We start from the raw sequence: 19,250 nt of genomic DNA, 5'->3' as shown, positions 1-19,250 counted from the left end.
ATTAAACCTTTCCGACAGAGTCACCGGGCGAATTTCGGTAACGGCGGCATACTTCCGATTGTTCGACAATTATGTCCGATTCTTTTGTTTTTCCACTGTTTACTCGAAAGTGTGTTTATTTTCAGTACCAGCTACCGACACACATATGCCGAGCGGTGTTGGAGGCACAGGTATGCCTATTCAGACCCTGGACGACCTCGCCGTCCAAGGGACGACCCTCGGCGTGCGCATCGACATCAACAGTCCGTTGACCGAGTCCGGTGACCTCGCCGACGACGCGCGACTCCGGGCGCACGTCGATACCCTCTCGGAACTGTTGGAACGCGGCGGTAAGGTGGCGATTCTCGCGCACCAAGGGCGGCCCGGGAGCGACGATTTCGCAAGCCTCTCCCCGCACGCGGAGCGACTGGACGAACTACTATCCTACCCCGTCTCCCACTGCGACGCGACATTCTCGGGCGATGCGCGAACAGCGGTCACAAACCTCCGCGAGAGCGAAGCGGTCGTCCTCGAAAACACCCGTTTTTACAGCGAGGAGTACATGGAGTTCCCGGCCGAAGAGGCCGCCGAAACCCATCTGGTTGACCGTCTGGTTCCCGAACTCGACGCCTACGTCAACGACGCATTCGCGGCGGCCCATCGCTCTCAGCCCTCGCTCGTCGGCTTTCCGACGCGGCTTCCGGGCTACGTCGGCAGAGTCATGGAGAACGAACTCGACGTCCTCGGCGACATCGACGCGACACCTCGCCCGCGGGTGTACGTCGTCGGTGGTGCGAAAGTATCCGACTCCATCGCCGTCGCAAAGAACGTGCTGGAGCGCGACCTCGCAGACCATGTCCTGACGGCGGGCGTCGTCGGCAACGTCTTCCTGTTCGCCGACGGTGCTGACCTCGGTGACGCCAGCGCGGACTTTATCCACGACCAAGGCTACTGGGACTACATCGACGACGCCGCAGACCTCCTCGAAGCCTACAGCGATAAGATTCACCTGCCGAAAGACGCGGCAGTCTCCCGCGACGGCGAACGTGCGGAAATCACGCGCGGCGACTTCCCGCCGAAAGAAGACGAGGGTGCGATGGACATCGGCAACGCCACCATCACCGCCTATTCGAAAATTCTCCGGGATGCCGGAACCGTCATCCTCAACGGGCCAGCAGGCGTCTTCGAGGACGACACCTTCGCCGACGGAACCAGAGAACTGTACACCGAAGCCGTGAACGCCGAGTACAGCATCGTCGGCGGCGGCGACACCGCGGCCGCGATTCGGAAGTTCGGCCTGTCCGGATTCGACCACGTCAGCACGGGCGGCGGCGCGTGCCTTCGGATGTTGACCGGCGACCCGCTCCCCGCGGTGGAAGCACTCTCACGATAGCTAGCACAGCAGAAATGGTCACGATAGAGGCGGCGACGAGCGGGGACATGGACACCGTCACCGACCTCTGGGTCGAACTCGCGTGCGACCAACGTGCGCACGGTTCACATTTTCTTCCGGACGAGAACCGCGACACTATCCGCGACAGCGTCGCTCGGCACGTCATCGAAAACACCCTGCTCGTTGCCCGTGAGACTGACATCGTCGGATTCGTGATGTTCGACCTGCAATCGGGGATGTACGAACAGGCGACGACTCGCGGCATCATCCAGAACGTCTACGTCGAACCCGAACACCGCGATTCGGGAATCGGTTCGGAACTGTTGGACGCCGCCGAAACGGCACTCGTCGAGCGCGGGGCCGAGCGGTTGGCCTTGGAAGTGATGGCGAAGAACAAAAACGCCCGAAGACTGTACCAAAGTCGGGGGTACGAACCGCATCGAATCGAGCTGGAAAAATCGGTCGAAAACGATAACCACTCAAAGGAGTAGCCACAATCACCATCTGCGCCAAGGGAGCTTGGGTGGTTCAAGCACTCGATTTGTAATCGAGAATACGTGGGTTCAAATCCCACCCTTGGCTTCAAACTCTTTGTTCAGGATCCATTTCGTTGAGTGTTATCTCAAAATCGGACGAAATATCACATAATCGACGTAACCTTGAATACAGTCCATGAATCGGAGTCTGAACGCGAAGCCATCCACCACACGGCCACTGCTTGCGCTCATCCTGACAACCCTCCTTCCGTTGATGGGCCTCGCGTTTTTGAACTGGCATTTCGGAACCCTTCAACTGCTGTACTGGCTAGAAATCTGGACAGTTCTCTTCTGGTCTGCGGTGGAAATCCTGTTCGCAGAACGAACGCACGACCCCACAAAAGCGTTGGCACTCGAAGACGAAGTGCTTCAGTTCGAGGGATTCAGGCGGAAAATCGGGGAACTCGAAATCGCGGGGGGCTACCCACCAGTGTATCCGCGGAACGCTTCGACAGCAGTTCGCCTCCTCCTCGGCGGCGCAGTACCGCTGGTGATTCTCTCACTCGCGCTCGACCCACTCGGATGGCTCAGTTTCGGCGCTCTCACGAAACTTTCGACGGTGACGATGCTGTTCGTCGCTGGCTGTTGTTTCGTCAGTCGTGGAATCGTGGTTCGGGAGGCCTCCCTCGGACGGCGACAGTTCGAAAGGGTTTCCGACCTCGGTCTGTACCAGCAGGCGGGACAGTATTTCCTCTTCGTCGGCGGCTTGGTGCTGTTGATGGCCGCCGACAGGGCCTCCCCACCGACGATATTCGTGCTATTCGTGCTGGTGAAACTCGGCTACGAACTGCTTCGCCACCGTCCCGGTCGAATCCCGAAACACTGGAACCGAGTGACGCGGTATTTTCGAGACGAACCGAACTGGATAGAACCCACTTGTATCGAATCGCCGGAGGGGAAACCGAGTATCGAAATCTCCGCAAATCGTGAAACCGTTGCCCGAGCGGGTGTCGCTCGCGCATTCCTGTCCGATTTGATGAAATACTGGTACTACGGCCTGCTCGGGCCGCTGTGGGTCGTCAGTTTCGCGGGGATTCTTGCGGTCGGAAGCGACCTGTGGTGGATGGCCGGGGTGATGGCGATTACGACAGTTGTTCTCACTGTCGCGTTCGTTCCGGTGAAAACCGCAGAGTACGTCGCCGAATACGGTCACATGACCTATCGTGTGTACGACGACGAAATCGTGGGGTACGACGAGTGGTTGACCGAAGTGCAGTGGCGACTCGAATTTCGGGATGTTACCGAGATTTCGATTCAGCAGGGGCGTATCGACCGCCGACTCGGAACGCGGACGATAGAACTCGAAACAAAAGACGGTCGGCGGATTCGACTCGCCAACCTTCCCGAGGGACACGCCATTCACGAGGATGTGAAACATCGCATTCGATAATCTCTTCGTTCACCGTGACTCGCCGTCGGCGTCATCGTCCGCTCGTTCTTCCAAATTTCTTCTAAACCTTCGCTGAGCAGGATTGCGAGAACCTCTAAACAAGCTACTCAACCACCTGCTCGTTCCTCAAACTAACTCAAGTAGACAGTACCGAACGATTTACCATATCGGAAAATCTTATTATAAAATATTTGAATATAAACATGAATCGGAGAGCTTTGATAGGCAGCATCATCGTCATTACAACTGCTGGATGTCTTACTGAGACAGAAGGAGATCGTTCACCAACAACGACCGATTCTGGCGACTCGGACGAATCCACGCCGACCGACTCCGACAACGCTGTCGAAAACCGCGTCAAAGCATGCGAGCGCCAGTACATCGAACGCGAGATTGTCGATGACGACGAGACGATAGGCGACTCGCTGGAGCCACAAGTTATCGAAACCGAAGCGCGCTCCGAGGGTGAATACGTGAAACTGGAGACGGCGTTCGGCGTGACAAAATCGTCGGGCGACGAACCCGACGAACACCGCGACTATCTCGTCAAAGCGGCGTACCTCGTGACCGACGACGAAACGTACCGAACCAAAGGAACGGACGCCGAGGGCAACCCACGCGACGGAACGACTCTCGATTGCTGAAACTCGCGGTCGTTCCTCCGTTCTGCGTATCTCAACGACGACACTGTCGGTTCGTGTAATCGAACGCGTCAGCATCATCTTCGATGTGAGGACAGGTTTAAAATAAAATCACTTCAGACATACTTTCATATCTCTCAACTGTTCGACCCGAATTCTGATGACGTCTGCCAAACCATTTATTGTTGATTCACAGGACGCAACCGGGATATGTTCTCACTACAGAAACGACTAATTCAGACGACACAACCATCGGGAGACAGAATTAATCTGCTCTTAACGTCGCGTCCCGCTTTGTGAACTGTTGTTGGCCGACCGACCGCCCACAACTATCGGCCGGTTTTATACCGATACGGTGCCTGTCCGTTTTTTATGAGCCGCACCCAGAGCGTCCCCCTCTGGATGGCCTCCCCCGAGGAGTTCCGGAGTACGCTGAAAATGGTGTTGAGTACGGCGTACAAAAACGACCGCCGGTTCGACCGCTCGTGGACGTTCAGCTATCCAGACGACGACCTGTCCGACCTGATGGTCGAAATTACGCATTTGGAAAAGGGTGGGACAGAAGTACTAATGAACCCACCACAGCCGACGAAACCGCCGGAGCAGGCCGTCGTCAAGGATTTCCGCGACGTGCTCGGCGACCTCCTGTTGAAGGGCCACCACCGAGGTATCGAGTTCGACCGCTCGTGGACGCTGCGCTATCCCGAAGCAAACCACCCCGACCTGATGGTCGAGGTGACGCACGTAAGAAGCGATTAGACCACCCCCGAAAATTTTGACCCTCGACGGTGTATCGATAGGCATGGAATGTACTGTCGTTCGAGGGGACATCCGGGTGTCCGGAACGGCCATCTCGTTTAGATAGTCATTTTCGACAGTTCCTACTGTCGGCTTAGACATCGTCTAACTCCGTGTCCTCTTCCGTATCGCCCGACCCGATGCCGAGCGTGGCGGCGGTTTCGATGGCATCCAAGTCGTCGATTTCACAGAGGTCGGCGACGGATTCCTGGGGAACGACGACGCGCAGAGACTCGAACGCGAGTTCGGCATCGACTTCGCCGCCGAGTGCTTCGACGCGCGATTCGACCCCTTCGGGGTCTGCATCGCCCAATCGAAGCACGAGCGTCACCGATTCGTCTCTCGGGTCGTCGCGCATTCTCCGAACGGGGTGTGAGAGGTACGTCATTCGAGCGTCGAAAGGATTTCCGTGGCGTGACCGTCGGGCGAGACATCGTCGAAGACGTGTTCGATTTTTCCGTCGGAACCGACGACGAACGTGTTTCGGAAAACGCCGTCGAAGGTGTTGCCGAACATGTTTTTCTCACCGTAGGAGTCGTAGGCGCTTGCGACTGCTCCGGATTCGTCGCTGAGCAGGTGAAATGGGAGGTCGTGTTTCTCGCGGAATTTGTCAAGGTCGGAAATCGGGTCGTCGCTGATTCCGAGGACAGGGATGCCACGTTTTTCGAACTCCCCCCACGAATCGCGGAAGCCACACGCCTCCGTGGTGCAACCGGCGGTGTCGGCGCGCGGATAGAAGTAGACGACGACTCTGCCGTCGAAGTCGTCGAGTGAAACCGTTTCACCCGCATGATTCGGGAGTTCGAACGATGGTGCCTGTTGGCCGGGGTTGAGCATGACAGTCGCTTCGAAGCGAGCGACGAACTGCGTTACGGAGTCAGTCGCCAGCGACGACGAACGTGCGCCCGCCTTTCCGTTCGAGGTGAACCGCACCTTCCTCGGTTGACGCTTGGACATACGCTGCAACTTCGTTGGCCGAGAGTCCAGAAACGTCTGCTGAGTTCCACGGTCGCCGCTCCGGTTGTATGGTTCGCGTTTCGAGGTTCATGTCTGTTTCTTGTCCGGTCAACTATTGAAGGCGAGCCTAGCGGAGTGAAAGTGAAAGTAGTTCGGAAAATGGGACAACGAGCAGTCAGACTAGTTCGATAACGTAACCGTTTCGCCGTCCTGTTCCACCAGTTCGCGCTCTCGCAGGGTTCGAACGATGGTGTACAGTGACATCTTCGGCAGTCCCAGTCCGTTTTGCAGTTCGTCCAACGTCGCGCTCCGTGCTGTCGTGAGGTACAGATAGACGAGTTTCGCCCGGGGAGACGCCAGCTCGTCGGGTATCGGTGCAGTCTGTGAGGCTCTAACGCTCATGTGATGTGGGACAAAACATTCGACAATAATAAAACTTCGTGACGACAATTGTCGAAATACGGGAGTACATCGATTTTCCGACCCGTATTCTCACGGAGGGAAACTGCCGGTGATTTTATGTAACGACCCGTGGTAGCGGACTCGCATGGGGCCAGCGCGGGACGAATCCGAGACGGAAACGGGAAAAGTCCTTTCGGCGGACGAACTCGACATCGAGAACAGTGAAAACGTCGTCGAGCTAGACGAGGGACGCTACGTTATCGGTGCCGAAGGGCAACCGTCGGTACCCAACGCGCCCGATAGCTCGGCGATTACGTCCGCGTCTGCATCCGATTCGGCATCCCCGCCATCGACGCAATTCTCCGATTCTGGCGCGCCGACTGCATCTGCATCGGAACCGACACCGAATCCGCCACAGCAACAATCCGGTGATGTTGCTGAAACCGATGTGCAACCGCCACAAGAACCGCAAGAGCAGCAACCGGCACAAGAGTCCACAATCGATTCCAGCGACGTTCGCAGGTGGTTGGAAAAAGACTTGGGCGACGTGGACTCTCGCTACGGATTTCATATCTCCAGCAAATCCGAAGGGGCAATCAGTCACCAGCAGATGTTTTCCGACGACGTGGGAACCGTCTTCGACGGCCTGCTCATGTGGTACGCCCAGCAGGTCGATAGGAGTACGGCGGTCGAAGACGTTCTCGGCATCCTCCTGATGGAGTCGAACGTCAGGGTGCGCTATTCGCCGCGCTGTTTCCGCGGCGTCCTCGAAGCGCACGACCTCTCGCCGGACGACAGCATCGCCGACCTGTTCGAGGCGATTCGGGACGCGAACGGCGTCGTGTTCCCGCCGGAAGCCGACCGGTAAATTATCCGTCGTGATAGCAGGGGGAGGGTTTTATGTTCCGGACTTCGATGTATAGACTAGCTGACTATGAGCGCAACGGAACAGGAACCTGTGGACGAGGGCGAACCGGTTGCGGAGACGCAGGTCGTCGAATTTCGACTCGGCGACGACATCTGCGCGATAAATATCGACCAAGTGGACAGCATCGTGGAGGTAAAACGGGTCACGCGGATTCCGCGCACGTCCGACTCCATCGAGGGCGTGATGGATTTGCGCGGCGAGACGACGGCCATCATCGACCCGAAACAGTTCCTTTCGGTCGATTCCGACGAGCGCGGGGAAGGCGTACTCGTCTTAGATCGTCCGGACGACAAGCAGAAAATCGGCATCCGCGTGGACGAAGTTCTCGACGTGACGGCGCACGCCGAAAAGCACATCGACACGGGCGACGAGTTGGAAAATCTCAGCACGCGGGGAATTCGCGACCAAATCGCTCACGGAATTATCCGGAAACCGACCGATGAGGGTCTCGACTTGGTCATTTGGGTCGATATTGACAAGATGATTGACAGCCTCAACTGAGTTCGTCAACCAAACATCAACTGTGATAATCACAGGGGAGCATTTATTTTACCGCCTTTCAAAGCCTCTCGCAGGTGAAAAATGAATGGCGAATGACGTACTAATTGTCGACGACTCAGAATTTATGCGGAACCTGCTACGCGAGATTCTGGAGGAGAACTTCGAAATAGCTGACGAGGCCGAAAACGGCGTCGAGGCGATCGAACTGTACAAGGAGAAACAGCCGGACTTCGTGATGATGGACATCGTGATGCCGATTCGAGACGGTATCGAAGCGACATCCGAAATCAAAGGTTTCGATTCGGGGGCGAAAGTCATCATGTGTACGAGTATCGGACAGGAAGAGAAAATGAAGAAGGCGGTCAAGGCCGGTGCGGATGGTTACATCACGAAACCGTTCCAGAAACCCAGCGTGATGGAAGCCATCAACGACGTTATCTCAGCATGACGCGGGCGGTCGTCGTAGACGACTCCCACTTCATGCGCACCGTCATCTCCGACATTCTCGAATCGGGGGGTATCGAGGTGGTCGCACAAGCAACCGACGGCAGAGAAGCCGTGTCCGCCGTCGCCGAACACGAACCCGACGTGGTGACGATGGACGTGGAAATGCCCGAAATGAACGGCATCGAAGCCGTTGCCGCCATCATGGACGAAACGCCGACGCCGGTTCTCATGCTTTCGGCGCACACCGAGAAAGGCGCGGAAGCGACCTTTGAAGCACTCGACCGGGGCGCAATCGACGTGCTGGCGAAACCCGGCGGTGAGGTTTCGACCGGGATTTCGGCCCACAAGGACGACCTCGTGGACAAAGTTCGCTCCGTCGCGCGCGCCGACGTTTCGGCGGGCACACCGAGCGATTCGGCGACCACGCCAATCGAGCGCGACGAAACATACGTCGAAAACGCGACGGTCGTCATCGGCGCTTCGACCGGCGGGCCGCGGGTCGTAGAGAGCGTTCTCTCGGGACTTCCTCGCTCGGCGAACCTGCGCGTGCTCATCGTACAACACATGCCCGACAGTTTTACTGACAGATTCGCGAAACGGTTGGACGGGAGAACTGAATACGACGTTCGGGAGGCCCGAGACGGCGACAGAATCGGCGGCGGGGAAGCCCTCGTCGCGCGCGGCGATTACCACATGGCAGTATCGAACTACGCCAAAGGCCGACTTCGCGTCCGACTGACACAGGACGAGCAACGCCACGGCGTGCGCCCCGCCATCGACGTGACGATGGAGACGGCCGCAAAGACGATTTCAGACCCGCTTACCGGCGTCGTCCTCACCGGAATGGGTGCGGACGGTGCAGTCGGCATCGAAGCCATCAAAGGCGCAGGTGGGCAGACCATCGCGCAGGACGAAGCGACCTGTTCGGTGTTCGGTATTCCGGCGAGAGCCATCGAAACGGGATGTGTCGATGAGGTGCTTCCCGCAGACGGTGTCTCCGGTGGAATACTTTCGACAGTACGCAAACCAACGTGATAGGATATGGACGAATACATACAGGATTTCATTCGTGAAAGCGAAGAGAACATCACAGAACTGAACAACTCACTGCTCGAACTCGAAGACGACCCGAACGACGAGGAGGCGATGGACTCCATCTTCCGAACCGCCCACACGCTGAAAGGCAACTTCGCGGCGATGGGGTTTCAGGACGCGAGCAACCTCGCGCACGCCATCGAAGACCTGCTGGACGAGATTCGACAGGGCCGAATGGAGGTCACCTCGGAAATTATGGATCACGTCTTCGCGGGCGTAGACCAAATCGAGGTCATCCTCGGCGAAATCGAAGAACACGGCGAGTCGAAAACCGACCCGAGCGCGACGATTCAGGAGATTCGCGCGATACTGGAAGGCGGCGGCGTCGAATCGGCGAGCGAAGCCGCAGGCGACACCGAAGTCGATGGAGACACCGAAACGAGCCACGATGCCACAACCGCACTCGCGGAACTCGACAATCCGGCCGCACTCGCTGACGTAGACGACGTGCGCCACGCCCGCGTGGAGATGGGCGATTCGCAGATGAAAGGCGTGGACGCGATGTTCGTCCTCGGCAGCGTTACCGACGAGTTCGACTTGCTCGGGGCGGTTCCACCCCTCGAAGCCATCGACGAGGGCGAGTACGACGACGGATTCGATCTGTTCCTCACGGGAGCCTCCGCGGACGAAATTTCGGAACTGCTGAACGGCAGTTCGAAGGTCGAATCGGCCAGCGTGAGCGACGTGAGCGACGTGAGCGACGTGAGCGACGAAGTTTCGGATGCGGCAGAAGCAGATACGGAAAGCGAACCCGAATCCGGTTCGGAACCGGACACGGCGGACGACGCCGAATTTTCGTTCGAATCCGAAGTGGATTCCGCATCGGTCGAATCAGCAACCGCCACCGACGAACCGCCGACGGACGCACCAGCGTCGTCGTCGGCAGTGGACGAAATCCACTCGGTTCGGGTAGACGTTGATCAACTCGACGATTTACACGGATTGGTCGAGCAGTTAGTGACCAGTCGCATCAAACTTCGGCGGTCGGTCGAACAGGGCGAACTCGGAAGCGCGACCGACAATCTGGACGAACTCGACAAGATTACGTCCAGTTTGCAGGACACGGTGATGGACATGCGGCTTGTCCCGCTGAAGAAAATCGTCAATAAGTTCCCGCGACTGGTTCGTGACCTCTCGCGGACACAGGAGAAAGAAATCGACTTCGTGATGGAGGGCGAGGACATCGAACTCGACCGCACCATCCTGAACGAAATCAGCGACCCGCTGATGCACCTGCTCCGGAACGCGGTCGACCATGGTATCGAATCGCCCGACGTGCGCGAGGCGAACGACAAATCGCCCGAGGGAACGATTCACCTCCGCGGCATGCGCGAACGCGACCGTGTGACCATCGAAGTCGCCGACGACGGTGGCGGCATCGACGCCGACGCCGTCCGAACCAAGGCGGTCAGCAAGGGAATCATGACCCGACAGGAGGCGGACGCACTGGACGACGAGGATGCGTACCAACTCATCTTCCACGCCGGATTCTCGACCACGGAAGAAATCACCGACGTGAGCGGTCGCGGCGTCGGCATGGACGTGGTGCAGAACACCATCAAGCGACTCGACGGCGACATCAGCGTCGAGAGCGAACTCGGCGAAGGAACGACCATCAGCCTCTCGCTTCCGGTCACAGTCGCAATCGTCAAGGTGCTGTTCGTGGAGTCCGGCGAAGAAGAGTACGGCATCCCCATCAAGAACGTGGACGAGATTCGTCGGATGGGTGCCGTCCAGCACGTCGAAGGCGAGGAAGTCATCACGCACGACGAGACGGTGTACCCGCTCATTCGACTCGGACAGGCGCTCGACGTGCCCGGTGAGACGAAAAACGGCGACGGAATGCTCGTTCGGGTCAAGGAATCCGAGCGACAGGTCGCCATCCACTGCGATGCCGTAAGTAGACAGGAGGAAGTCGTCGTCAAACCGTTCGAAGGCATTCTCTCCGGTATTCCGGGGCTGTCCGGCGCGGCGGTGCTTGGAGAAGGTGACGTCGTGACCATCCTCGACGTGGAGAGTCTCTAATGAGCCTGAAAATCGACATTCGGAAGTTGAGCCTGTTCAACAGGATGGCGAAACAGGGGGCGAACACGGTCGCAAATCACCTGAATCAGATGACGGGGATGGAAACCGAGATGGAGATAACGAAAACGAACTTCATCGACATCCGCGACATCCGCTCGCACATGGGCCACGAGAAACAGGTCGGCATCCACATCGAACTGGTCGAACAGCCCTACGGCTACATTCTGTTTTTGTTCTCCGCGGCGAGCGCGAAGCAACTCGCACACGGGATGATGGGTGGGATGGGCGAACCCGCAAAAAAGGGGTTCAGCGACATGGAGAAATCTGCAGTCCAGGAAATCGGCAACATCATGACGAGCGGGTTTATCGACGGGTGGGCAAACGTGCTTCAGACCACTATCGACTTCTCGACGCCGACGTTCACCTACGGCCCATCGAGTCGAATCGTGGAATCGCTGGTCGGCCACCGCGACGACGACGTCGCAATGGTGCTCGATTCGCGCGTCTGTGTGCCGGACTCGAACGTCGAGGTGAAGGTGTACACCTTCCCCGAACTCGAAGAACTCGTCACGATGATGCGGAGGATAGAGGTGTAAGATGCAGGTAGATATTCAGGAACTCGGTGCCGTCAACCGGATGGCACACGAGGGAGCGGAGCGCGCCGCTTCGCATCTGTCCGCGATGACGGACATCGAGACGTTCGTGGACGTGACGCGGACGCACGTACAAACGACTCCCGAACGGGACGATTCGACTGCTTCTGCACGAGCAGACTCGACTGCACAGCAGTCGGGTCTGGCGACGCCGGACGAGAATCGGCGCGTCGGCGTCATCATCGAACTCGACGGCGGTCTGCGCGGGAGAACTGCGTTCACGTTCTCCAGAGAGAGCGTGGAACGGGTTCGGGAAATCCTCGCTCCGGGGGCAGACGACATGGACGAAAGTCTCGTCCGCGAACTCGGCAACGTGATGGCCGGTGGCTTCGTCGACGGCTGGGCCGACTACCTCGGCACGACCATCGACATCTCGCCGCCGACCTACGTCGATGGAACGCCGGAACTCGATGCGGACGGCCCGACGTTCGTCTTCGCCAGCGAAGTCGGTGCGGTCGATGAATCCGTTTCGTTCAGCGTTCAGTTGTCGCCAGAACCGGACTGCATGACCGATATCCTGTCCGGTGACGGCGAGACGGTTTCCGTCGAGAATCTGTCGAACTTCGACGAGATGACCCGCATCGGCGCGATTTCGGTCGCGGAGAACCTGTCGATGATGACGGGTATCGACACGACAGTGGACATTACGAACGTGAACTTCGTCCCCGTCGAAGAGGTTTCGGAGGGGATGGGCGAAACGATGTGCGTCGGGGTGGTGTTCGAACTCGAAAGCGCGCCCGGTGGGTTCGTGTTGATACTGTTCGACGAGTCGTCGGCCCACGACGTCGCTCGGGCGATGGTTCCGAGCGACAACGGCGAGGAGTTCGACGAAATGGAAAAAAACGCCATTCGGGAGATGGGGAACATCATGGCGAGTAGCTTCATCGACGGGTGGGCGAACGCTCTCGAATCGACCATCGACATTTCCACGCCGAAGTTCGCCCACGACATGGGTGGTGCAATCGTTGACCCGCTCGTGGCTCATCTCGGCCAGTCACAGCAGTTCGCGTTCGTCTCGGATGCAACTATCCGCGCCGACGACGAGACGTTCGACTGCACGCTGTACGCACTTCCTGACGAATCTGATCTCCGCGATGCGCTCTCCTCACTCGATACGGACGTGAGTGCCGAGCGAGTGACGAAGGCAGGCAGATTATGAAAGTGTATCGGAGCGAGTCCTCACGTCAGGACGCCCCGATAAAAGTCGGCGTGGCGGATTACGCCGTGACGAGCGCAAATACACAACTGACGACGACTGGACTCGGTTCGTGTCTCGGCATCGCACTGTCGGATGCTACTGCCGGGGTGACGGGACTCGCACACGTCATGCTCCCGTCAGCACCCGAATCCCGCGACGGCGACGAAGCGAAATTCGTAGACACGGCTATCGACGGGATGCTTTCGCAGATGACCGATGCCGGCGGTAACGTCGAAACCATCGAAGCGAAAATCGCGGGGGGAAGCAACATGCTCGAACTCTCGGGAATCGGTCGGGAAATCGGAACCCGAAACGTCGAAGCCAGCAAGGAACTGTTGGCAGAACACGGCATTCCAATTGTGGGGGAAGACACTGGCGGAAGCCACGGCCGATCACTCGAACTCCACACCGACACGGCAGTGCTCGTCGTGAAAAGTGCCCACCGGGGAGTGAACCAGATTTGAACGCATTCGAAGAGTTACTCTCGTATGTAGAGACGGAACTCGGATTTGCAACGAGTCATTACGACGAGTCGTATTTAGACCGGCGCGTCTCCTCTCGGATGCGTCGAACCGACATCGAGGGACATCGACAGTACCTCCGCCGACTGAAGACGGACGAATCAGAACGGGAAGCCCTCCTCGATGCGCTGTCGGTCAACGTGACGAGTTTCTTCCGAAACCCGAAAGTGTGGGAGGAAATTGGGACTGTTCTCGAATCGGTTTCGGAGAACCGACGCAAAATCAAGCTCTGGAGTGCGGCCTGTTCCGACGGCCGCGAACCGTATTCGATGGCACTGCTCGTCGTCTCAAATCCGGAGATTCAGCACAGAAACGTCGAGATTACTGCGACTGACATCGACCGGGAAGTGCTTTCCCACGCACGACAGGGCGTCTATCACAGCACTCGAACGACCGACATCGCGGAACAACTCGCCACACTTTCGGGATACGAAGAATTCGTTCGACAGGACGATTCTCGATACGAGGTTTCAGAGCGCGTCAAAGGATTGGTTCGGTTCGAACACCACGATCTGATAAACGGCCGGTCGAAATCGAATTTCGACCTCGTCTCCTGTCGCAACCTGTTCATCTACATCAACGCCGAACACAAACTGCCGATGCTCCGGACGATTACCGATTCGCTTCGGGACGGTGGCTATCTCGTCATCGGCAAGACTGAGACGCTTCCGGAACTGTTGAAAGACGAGTACGAACCGGTCGATAAGCGGTTGCGTATCTACCGGAAGCGATGACGCAAACTCGTTTTTTCGTCTCGAACGGAACCGGCGGTTCGTTTCGGCCGTAGCAATTTATCCACAGCCTTCTGAAACAAACTGGTCAACTGGCCCGTTCAGTTGCCCAAATATGTCTAGAATAAGTACAACCATATTTGAGCGGTGTCTGAATAGATATTCCGGCATTTTCGATAGATAGAGCGTCTAAAATGGGGACTAAGGAGTAATAATAAAATAATATCAATTGTGATAACTCAGGCAGAAGATTAATGAGGTGAACGTTCGGTGTTGTCCATAATGAAACTTATAACTCTCGCCCCCGACCTCGTTCCCATTATTGCGAGTGGGTCGTTGGCCATGGGTGCCATGGGAATCATGGACTTCATGGAGGACGACGAAAACTCCGACGAGGGCGCGGACGGCGATGACCTGTTCGACGACGACCTCGGTGGTGACGACCTCGGCGGAGACGACTTCGGCGGAATGGACGGCGGGATGGACGACTGGGGCGGTGGCGGCGACGATGGATTCGGTGACATGGGTGGCGGCGGCGCGGCCACGCAGGAACTCGAAAACCGTCTCGACGACCTCGAAAACGAAGTCGGCGACATCGCTTCGACCGTCAGCACGGTTCGGAGTGAAAACGAGCAGATCAGCGAGAAGGTGGACGACGTCGAAGAAAACGTCCGCAAACTGCTCGAAATCTACGAGATGGTCACGCGCGGCGTCAACCCCTTCGTGGACGACGTGCCGAACGGTGGCATGGGCGGTGACGCCTTCGGCGGCGGAGACGGTGCCGGTAGCTTCGGCCTGTTCGACGAAGAGGAAGAAGAAGAGGCGGACAGCGAAGACCTCGACGACGACGTGGCCGACGCGGACGCGGAGAGCTTCTTCGACGAATCCTTCGACGACATCGAGGACGAAGACGAACTGGACGAGTTCGAAGACGACGAGAAGGGAGATATGGACGGGGAGACGGACGAATCCGACGACGGAGGACAAGCAGGAGGTTCGACGTTCCAAGAACTCAAAGAGGAGTACGAATCCGGCGAAGCGGACTGGGCCGACGAAGCCGCGGCCGACGAGGGAGAACCGGAGCCCGAACTGGAGATGGATATGGAACCGGAAATCGAACCGGAATCGGAGATGGAACCAGAACCCGAACCGGAGATGGACGACGGCGATTTCGAGTTCCAAGAACCCGAACAGACCACGGAGTCCCAGGCCGCAGAGACGACGATGCAGATGCGAAACGGGATGGAAAAGCCGTACCTCGCGGTTCTCCCGTCGGGCTACATCGTGGACTTGGTCGTTCTGGAATGGCTTGAATTCCTCGTGGAGGAGTTCGGCCCGGAAGACACCATCCGCACCATCGCCTACTACGAGGACATCGAGTGGATAAGCGAACCGGTCAAAGAGGACTTGCTTTCGTTCGTCGGCGGTATTGCCGACGTGTCGGACGTCGATTCGGAGGCGACACCGGCGACCCTCGGCGTGCACGACCACGTCCGAAGCCTCTCGTTCATGAGCCAACTCTCGGGCGACGCAATCGAGCAGAAAGTCGTTGACCACTGTGCACAGATACGGGGAGAGGGCAATGGGCTTCAGCGTTAGTGGTGCCACCGCCATCATCTTCTTGGCGATGTTCCTGAGCTTCGGCATCGTCTACTCGGCCGCGTACAACGGATACGAACGCGTCAACGATGCTCAAAGCGATCGCGCCGAGGGAGTGCTCGACCAGCGAAACACGGCTCTGAATATCACAACACTGAACTATTCGGGCGAAAATCTGAACGTAACCGTGACTAACACCGGTTCGACGACCCTCGACGTGAACGACACCGACGTTCTCGTCGATGGGTCTTACGTAGCTACCGCCGACATCGTGTCCCACGACGTGAACGGTGATTCGGCAACCGAGCTATGGCTCCCCGGCGAGGCCCTCCATTTCGAAATATCCGTGTCCTCGTCTCCAGCGCGAGTAAAGGTCGTTTCCGGCCCCGGACTCGCGGACACGGAGGCGGTGTAAGTGGCGAGCGTCTCCACTTCGCACCTCATTCTGTTCATCGCTAGTCTCATCATCGCCGCGAGCGTCGCCGGGACGTTTACCACCGGCATCCAACGACTGTCTGGTGCGCTCGGCGACAGGAGTTACGACGTGAGTACCGACGTTCGAACTGACATCGAAATCATCAGTGACCCCGGAAGCGACGCAGTTTATAACGGCAGTGAGAACGAAAATATTACCGTACTGGTGAAAAATACCGGGTCACAGAATTTAAAGGGGACGGGTGACCAGATTGAAGTACTACTAGACGGAAGGTATCAAACCAACGTCTCCCTCGAAGTCGTAGACGGAGCGGACTGGGAAGTTGGAAACGTAGTCAGAGTTACAATCGGAAACGACACCCCGTTATCGCCGGGCGACCACCGCGTGAAGCTAATCGTCAACGGCGATGAAGAAGTGCTGGAGTTCAGACCATGAGTTCGAATAATCTATACTCGCTCGGCTTGGAAGAACACGACCGCCTGAACAACGAACTCGGCGGTGGAATCCCCCGTGGCTCGATTATCCTCGTCGAAGGCGATTACGGCGCTGGAAAGAGTGCGATGAGCCAACGGTTCAGCTACGGCCTGTGTGAGACTGACCACAGTGTAACACTGCTCTCGACGGAACTGACGGTTCGCGGGTTCATCGACCAGATGCACTCGCTTTCGTACAACGTCGAAGAGCATCTCCTGAACGAGCGACTGTTGTTCCTCCACGCGGACGTGGACTCCGGAAGCCGTCAAATCAGGGCCCCGGCGGACAGGGACGACGGGTCGCGCAAGGAACTGCTGAACCGCTTGATGAAGGCAGAAGAAATGTGGAACGCGGATGTCATCGTCATCGACACGTTCGACGCGATTCTCCGCAACGACCCGACGTTCGAGGCGCTGGTCAGACAGAACGAGGAGCGCCAAGCCGCACTCGAAATCATCTCGTTCTTCCGTGACCTCGTCTCGCAGGGCAAAGTCGTCATGCTAACGGTTGACCCGTCCACGGTTGACCAAGAGGCGATTGGCCCGTTCCGGGCCATCGCCGACGTGTTCATGGAGCTCCAGATGGTCGAAGTCGGCAACGACGTTCGCCGCAACATTTCGGTAAAACGGTTCGCCGGAATGGGTGAACAGGTCGGAGACACTATCGGATACTCGGTTCGCGCCGACGCCGGTATCGTCATCGAAAGTCGTAGCGTCGCTTGAACTGAACCAATGACCGAACACGGAACCACCCAAATAGATGATAACCTCCGCGAGGTGGCGATGCGCCGTCCCCACCTGCGGGATTATTTGAAGCGATTCAAGCAGTTTACGGGTGAGTTCCCGAAACTCGTCGAGGAGCCATCGAGCGAGTGGGAAGCCGACAAGCCGAACGTCATCTATCCGGCGGGCGGTCCGATTTACTGTCACATTTACGGCGATGTCGGACGCGATACGAAATACTACGCCATCGAACCAGACCTCACGGACACGGAACAGAACATGTTCTGGGACGTTCGTGGGAAGATTTTGGAAAAAAGCGTCTCGAAGCCAGCGCCACAGAACGAATCAGAGTACGACGACAGAATCGAGGAACTGCTCCAAGATACCGTTCGTATCGGCGACGGAACCGGCGGGTTACGAACTCGAATTGCCGACTTTTCGCCGAAAACCCTGCAAAAACGCGTCCAGAACGTTTCGCCACAAGAAATCGCACGCAGAGTCGGCAGTATCTCCTACGGCGACGTGAAGGCGGGTATTCAATCGCTCAGGGAAAACGACGTGGTGGAAGAGCTGATGAGCTACTCGGGCATCGGCAAGTACGAAATTACGGAGCAAACCTACGAGAACATCCGCTACCGTCTGAACCGTGACATCGTCGGGTTCGGCCCGCTCGAACCAATTATGCGCGACCCGGCGAACGAGGACATTCACGTTATCGGCCCTCACGAAACCTACGTAGACCACGGCACCTACGGGATGCTCGGAACGACCGTCGATTTCGGCACGGGCGAGCATTTCGACAATTGGCTCCGCAACATGGGTGAGCGAATCGGCGACCCCGTCTCCGACTCCGACCCCATCGTGGACTCTACCCTGCCGGACGGGTCGCGTATCAACATCATCTACAGCGACGACGTGAGCCTGAAGGGGCCGAGTCTCACCATCCGTCAGGGCGAAGGGACGCCGCTCTCGGTCGCCCAGATTACGAAGTGGGGAACCCTTTCGCCGAAACTTGCCGCCTATCTCTGGCTCTGTCTGGAGAACGAACAGACGGTGTTCGTGGTCGGCGAGACGGCATCCGGGAAGACGACGACGCTGAACTGTATTCTCTCGTTCATCCCCCGCGACAGCAAGATTTACACGGCGGAGGACACCGCCGAAGTGCTACCGCCCCACAACACGTGGCAGCAGTTGTTGACTCGTGAAGGCAAGGGAGAAACCAGTTCCGACGTGGACATGTTCGACCTCGTCGCGGCGGCACTGCGTTCGCGCCCCGATTACATCATCGTGGGGGAGGTTCGTGGTGAAGAGGGTCGGATGGCGTTTCAGGCCGCCCAGACCGGCCACCCGGTGATGCTCACGTTCCACGCGAGCGACATCGTCTCGATGATTCAGCGTTTCACTGGCGACCCCATCAGCGTCCCCGAGACGTTCATGGACAACGCCGACGTGGCGCTGTTCCAGAACCGGGTCAAGCAGGGCGATAAGGTTCTGCGCCGGGTGACGAGCGTGCAGGAAATCGAAGGCTACTCGAAGGACATGGGCGGGGTCGTCACCCGGCAGGCGTTCTACTGGGACCCCGTCGAGGACGAAATCGTCTTCCAAGGAATGAACAACTCCTACGTGTTAGAAGAGCAGATTGCGACGCTCCTCGGCTACAAAAACACCCGCGACATCTACGACGACCTCGACTTCCGCGCACAGATAATGGAACGAATGATAGAGGAGAACGTTCTCGGCTATCACGAAGTGAACGAAGTCATCGAATCCTACCAGCGCGACGGCGTCGATGGGCTTCCATTCGACATCCATCGGTCGATTTGA

General features: G+C 57.8%; 23 protein-coding genes and 1 tRNA gene. 20 read left to right on the top strand and 4 right to left on the bottom strand.

The genetic code is table 11. From position 1 onward, the window contains the following. Window positions 1-172 precede the first annotated feature (172 nt). The 6 genes from HL45_RS06100 to HL45_RS06075 all read left to right on the top strand — a co-directional run bounded on the left by HL45_RS06100 (window position 173) and on the right by HL45_RS06075 (window position 4,698). Window positions 173-1,372: a phosphoglycerate kinase gene (locus HL45_RS06100; protein WP_049971920.1), complete on the top strand. Its 1,200-nt coding sequence runs from the start codon at window positions 173-175 to the stop codon at window positions 1,370-1,372. A gap of 14 nt (window positions 1,373-1,386) precedes the next feature. Continuing rightward, window positions 1,387-1,863, top strand: coding sequence for a GNAT family N-acetyltransferase (locus tag HL45_RS06095; RefSeq protein WP_049970260.1), 477 nt, complete (start codon window positions 1,387-1,389; stop codon window positions 1,861-1,863). Window positions 1,864-1,880: 17 nt separating this feature from the next. Next, window positions 1,881-1,954: transfer RNA gene (locus HL45_RS06090), tRNA-Thr, on the top strand. 90 nt (window positions 1,955-2,044) lie between these two features. Beyond that, complete coding sequence (locus HL45_RS06085) at window positions 2,045-3,298, top strand: PH domain-containing protein (protein ID WP_084156812.1); 1,254 nt, start codon at window positions 2,045-2,047, stop codon at window positions 3,296-3,298. Between the two features lie 218 nt (window positions 3,299-3,516). Next, window positions 3,517-3,942, top strand: coding sequence for a hypothetical protein (locus HL45_RS06080; protein ID WP_049970258.1), 426 nt, complete (start codon window positions 3,517-3,519; stop codon window positions 3,940-3,942). Between the two features lie 369 nt (window positions 3,943-4,311). Then, window positions 4,312-4,698, top strand: coding sequence for a hypothetical protein (locus HL45_RS06075; RefSeq protein ID WP_233274701.1), 387 nt, complete (start codon window positions 4,312-4,314; stop codon window positions 4,696-4,698). A gap of 133 nt (window positions 4,699-4,831) precedes the next feature. Here the strand turns inward: HL45_RS06075 and HL45_RS06070 are convergent, their stop codons facing one another. The 4 genes from HL45_RS06070 to HL45_RS06060 all read right to left on the bottom strand — a co-directional run bounded on the left by HL45_RS06070 (window position 4,832) and on the right by HL45_RS06060 (window position 6,096). Further along, window positions 4,832-5,125 carry a hypothetical protein gene (locus HL45_RS06070; RefSeq protein WP_049970256.1) on the bottom strand — a complete coding sequence of 98 codons (294 nt, stop codon included), beginning with the start codon at window positions 5,123-5,125 and terminating at the stop codon, window positions 4,832-4,834. After that, a complete protein-coding gene (bcp, locus tag HL45_RS06065) occupies window positions 5,122-5,574 on the bottom strand; it encodes a thioredoxin-dependent thiol peroxidase (RefSeq protein ID WP_049970255.1) in 453 nt (150 codons plus the stop codon). Before bcp ends, HL45_RS06070 begins: the two co-directional genes overlap by 4 nt. Before the next feature lie 40 nt (window positions 5,575-5,614). After that, complete coding sequence (locus HL45_RS21140; protein WP_162833854.1) at window positions 5,615-5,785, bottom strand: hypothetical protein; 171 nt, start codon at window positions 5,783-5,785, stop codon at window positions 5,615-5,617. Between the two features lie 89 nt (window positions 5,786-5,874). Then, window positions 5,875-6,096 (bottom strand): helix-turn-helix domain-containing protein, encoded by a 222-nt coding sequence (locus HL45_RS06060; RefSeq protein WP_049970254.1) that lies wholly within the window; start codon window positions 6,094-6,096, stop codon window positions 5,875-5,877. 145 nt (window positions 6,097-6,241) lie between these two features. Here HL45_RS06060 and HL45_RS06055 point away from each other — a divergent pair, with 145 nt between their 5' ends. The 14 genes from HL45_RS06055 (at window position 6,242) to HL45_RS05990 (ending at window position 19,250) form a co-directional block, all read left to right on the top strand. Beyond that, on the top strand, window positions 6,242-6,964 hold the full coding sequence (locus tag HL45_RS06055) for a DUF7500 family protein (protein ID WP_049970253.1): 723 nt from the start codon (window positions 6,242-6,244) through the stop codon (window positions 6,962-6,964). Between the two features lie 66 nt (window positions 6,965-7,030). Next, complete coding sequence (locus HL45_RS06050) at window positions 7,031-7,525, top strand: chemotaxis protein CheW (protein WP_049970252.1); 495 nt, start codon at window positions 7,031-7,033, stop codon at window positions 7,523-7,525. Between the two features lie 85 nt (window positions 7,526-7,610). Further along, window positions 7,611-7,973: a chemotaxis protein CheY gene (gene cheY, locus HL45_RS06045; RefSeq protein WP_049970251.1), complete on the top strand. Its 363-nt coding sequence runs from the start codon at window positions 7,611-7,613 to the stop codon at window positions 7,971-7,973. Next, complete coding sequence (cheB, locus tag HL45_RS06040) at window positions 7,970-9,007, top strand: chemotaxis-specific protein-glutamate methyltransferase CheB (protein WP_049970250.1); 1,038 nt, start codon at window positions 7,970-7,972, stop codon at window positions 9,005-9,007. Before cheY ends, cheB begins: the two co-directional genes overlap by 4 nt. A 6-nt stretch (window positions 9,008-9,013) precedes the next feature. Next, complete coding sequence (cheA, locus tag HL45_RS06035) at window positions 9,014-11,092, top strand: chemotaxis protein CheA (RefSeq protein WP_049970249.1); 2,079 nt, start codon at window positions 9,014-9,016, stop codon at window positions 11,090-11,092. After that, a complete protein-coding gene (locus HL45_RS06030) occupies window positions 11,092-11,688 on the top strand; it encodes a chemotaxis protein CheC (protein WP_049970248.1) in 597 nt (198 codons plus the stop codon). Before cheA ends, HL45_RS06030 begins: the two co-directional genes overlap by 1 nt. A 1-nt stretch (window position 11,689) precedes the next feature. After that, the gene (locus tag HL45_RS06025; RefSeq protein ID WP_049970247.1) at window positions 11,690-12,904 is read left to right on the top strand and encodes a chemotaxis protein CheC; all 1,215 of its coding nucleotides are present in this window, start codon (window positions 11,690-11,692) and stop codon (window positions 12,902-12,904) included. Continuing rightward, entirely contained in the window at window positions 12,901-13,407 is a 507-nt protein-coding gene (locus tag HL45_RS06020; protein WP_049970246.1) for a chemotaxis protein CheD, read from the top strand. Before HL45_RS06025 ends, HL45_RS06020 begins: the two co-directional genes overlap by 4 nt. Further along, window positions 13,404-14,198 (top strand): CheR family methyltransferase, encoded by a 795-nt coding sequence (locus tag HL45_RS06015; protein WP_049970245.1) that lies wholly within the window; start codon window positions 13,404-13,406, stop codon window positions 14,196-14,198. The genes HL45_RS06020 and HL45_RS06015 overlap by 4 nt, the downstream gene beginning before the upstream one ends. A gap of 279 nt (window positions 14,199-14,477) precedes the next feature. Continuing rightward, complete coding sequence (locus HL45_RS06010) at window positions 14,478-15,794, top strand: FlaD/FlaE family flagellar protein (RefSeq protein ID WP_233274700.1); 1,317 nt, start codon at window positions 14,478-14,480, stop codon at window positions 15,792-15,794. Beyond that, entirely contained in the window at window positions 15,778-16,209 is a 432-nt protein-coding gene (locus HL45_RS06005) for a fla cluster protein FlaF (protein WP_049970244.1), read from the top strand. The genes HL45_RS06010 and HL45_RS06005 overlap by 17 nt, the downstream gene beginning before the upstream one ends. Then, window positions 16,210-16,665: a flagellar protein G gene (locus HL45_RS06000; protein WP_049970243.1), complete on the top strand. Its 456-nt coding sequence runs from the start codon at window positions 16,210-16,212 to the stop codon at window positions 16,663-16,665. Next, complete coding sequence (locus tag HL45_RS05995) at window positions 16,662-17,426, top strand: ATPase domain-containing protein (RefSeq protein WP_049970242.1); 765 nt, start codon at window positions 16,662-16,664, stop codon at window positions 17,424-17,426. The genes HL45_RS06000 and HL45_RS05995 overlap by 4 nt, the downstream gene beginning before the upstream one ends. A gap of 9 nt (window positions 17,427-17,435) precedes the next feature. After that, a complete protein-coding gene (locus tag HL45_RS05990; RefSeq protein ID WP_049970241.1) occupies window positions 17,436-19,250 on the top strand; it encodes a type II/IV secretion system ATPase subunit in 1,815 nt (604 codons plus the stop codon).

Origin of the sequence: Haladaptatus cibarius D43 (genome assembly GCF_000710615.1) — an archaeon.
Classification (GTDB): Archaea; Halobacteriota; Halobacteria; order Halobacteriales; family Haladaptataceae; genus Haladaptatus; species Haladaptatus cibarius.
Note: the sequence above shows the minus strand (reverse complement) of the source record. Positions and strands in the feature narration are given on the sequence as shown.

What these genes read in the sequence shown, in the direction of transcription:
- HL45_RS06060 (WP_049970254.1), bottom strand. Translation starts at nt 6,096, where the DNA reads ATGAGCGTTAGAGCCTCACAGACTGCACCGATACCCGACGAGCTGGCG.
- HL45_RS06025 (WP_049970247.1), top strand. Translation starts at nt 11,690, where the DNA reads ATGCAGGTAGATATTCAGGAACTCGGTGCCGTCAACCGGATGGCACAC.
- HL45_RS06075 (WP_233274701.1), top strand. Translation starts at nt 4,312, where the DNA reads ATGAGCCGCACCCAGAGCGTCCCCCTCTGGATGGCCTCCCCCGAGGAG.
- HL45_RS06085 (WP_084156812.1), top strand. Translation starts at nt 2,045, where the DNA reads ATGAATCGGAGTCTGAACGCGAAGCCATCCACCACACGGCCACTGCTT.
- HL45_RS06020 (WP_049970246.1), top strand. Translation starts at nt 12,901, where the DNA reads ATGAAAGTGTATCGGAGCGAGTCCTCACGTCAGGACGCCCCGATAAAA.
- HL45_RS06100 (WP_049971920.1), top strand. Translation starts at nt 173, where the DNA reads ATGCCTATTCAGACCCTGGACGACCTCGCCGTCCAAGGGACGACCCTC.
- HL45_RS06095 (WP_049970260.1), top strand. Translation starts at nt 1,387, where the DNA reads ATGGTCACGATAGAGGCGGCGACGAGCGGGGACATGGACACCGTCACC.
- HL45_RS06050 (WP_049970252.1), top strand. Translation starts at nt 7,031, where the DNA reads ATGAGCGCAACGGAACAGGAACCTGTGGACGAGGGCGAACCGGTTGCG.
- cheB (WP_049970250.1), top strand. Translation starts at nt 7,970, where the DNA reads ATGACGCGGGCGGTCGTCGTAGACGACTCCCACTTCATGCGCACCGTC.
- cheY (WP_049970251.1), top strand. Translation starts at nt 7,611, where the DNA reads ATGGCGAATGACGTACTAATTGTCGACGACTCAGAATTTATGCGGAAC.
- HL45_RS05990 (WP_049970241.1), top strand. Translation starts at nt 17,436, where the DNA reads ATGACCGAACACGGAACCACCCAAATAGATGATAACCTCCGCGAGGTG.
- HL45_RS05995 (WP_049970242.1), top strand. Translation starts at nt 16,662, where the DNA reads ATGAGTTCGAATAATCTATACTCGCTCGGCTTGGAAGAACACGACCGC.
- HL45_RS06055 (WP_049970253.1), top strand. Translation starts at nt 6,242, where the DNA reads ATGGGGCCAGCGCGGGACGAATCCGAGACGGAAACGGGAAAAGTCCTT.
- HL45_RS06005 (WP_049970244.1), top strand. Translation starts at nt 15,778, where the DNA reads ATGGGCTTCAGCGTTAGTGGTGCCACCGCCATCATCTTCTTGGCGATG.
- HL45_RS21140 (WP_162833854.1), bottom strand. Translation starts at nt 5,785, where the DNA reads ATGAACCTCGAAACGCGAACCATACAACCGGAGCGGCGACCGTGGAAC.
- bcp (WP_049970255.1), bottom strand. Translation starts at nt 5,574, where the DNA reads ATGCTCAACCCCGGCCAACAGGCACCATCGTTCGAACTCCCGAATCAT.
- cheA (WP_049970249.1), top strand. Translation starts at nt 9,014, where the DNA reads ATGGACGAATACATACAGGATTTCATTCGTGAAAGCGAAGAGAACATC.
- HL45_RS06030 (WP_049970248.1), top strand. Translation starts at nt 11,092, where the DNA reads ATGAGCCTGAAAATCGACATTCGGAAGTTGAGCCTGTTCAACAGGATG.
- HL45_RS06070 (WP_049970256.1), bottom strand. Translation starts at nt 5,125, where the DNA reads ATGACGTACCTCTCACACCCCGTTCGGAGAATGCGCGACGACCCGAGA.
- HL45_RS06010 (WP_233274700.1), top strand. Translation starts at nt 14,478, where the DNA reads ATGAAACTTATAACTCTCGCCCCCGACCTCGTTCCCATTATTGCGAGT.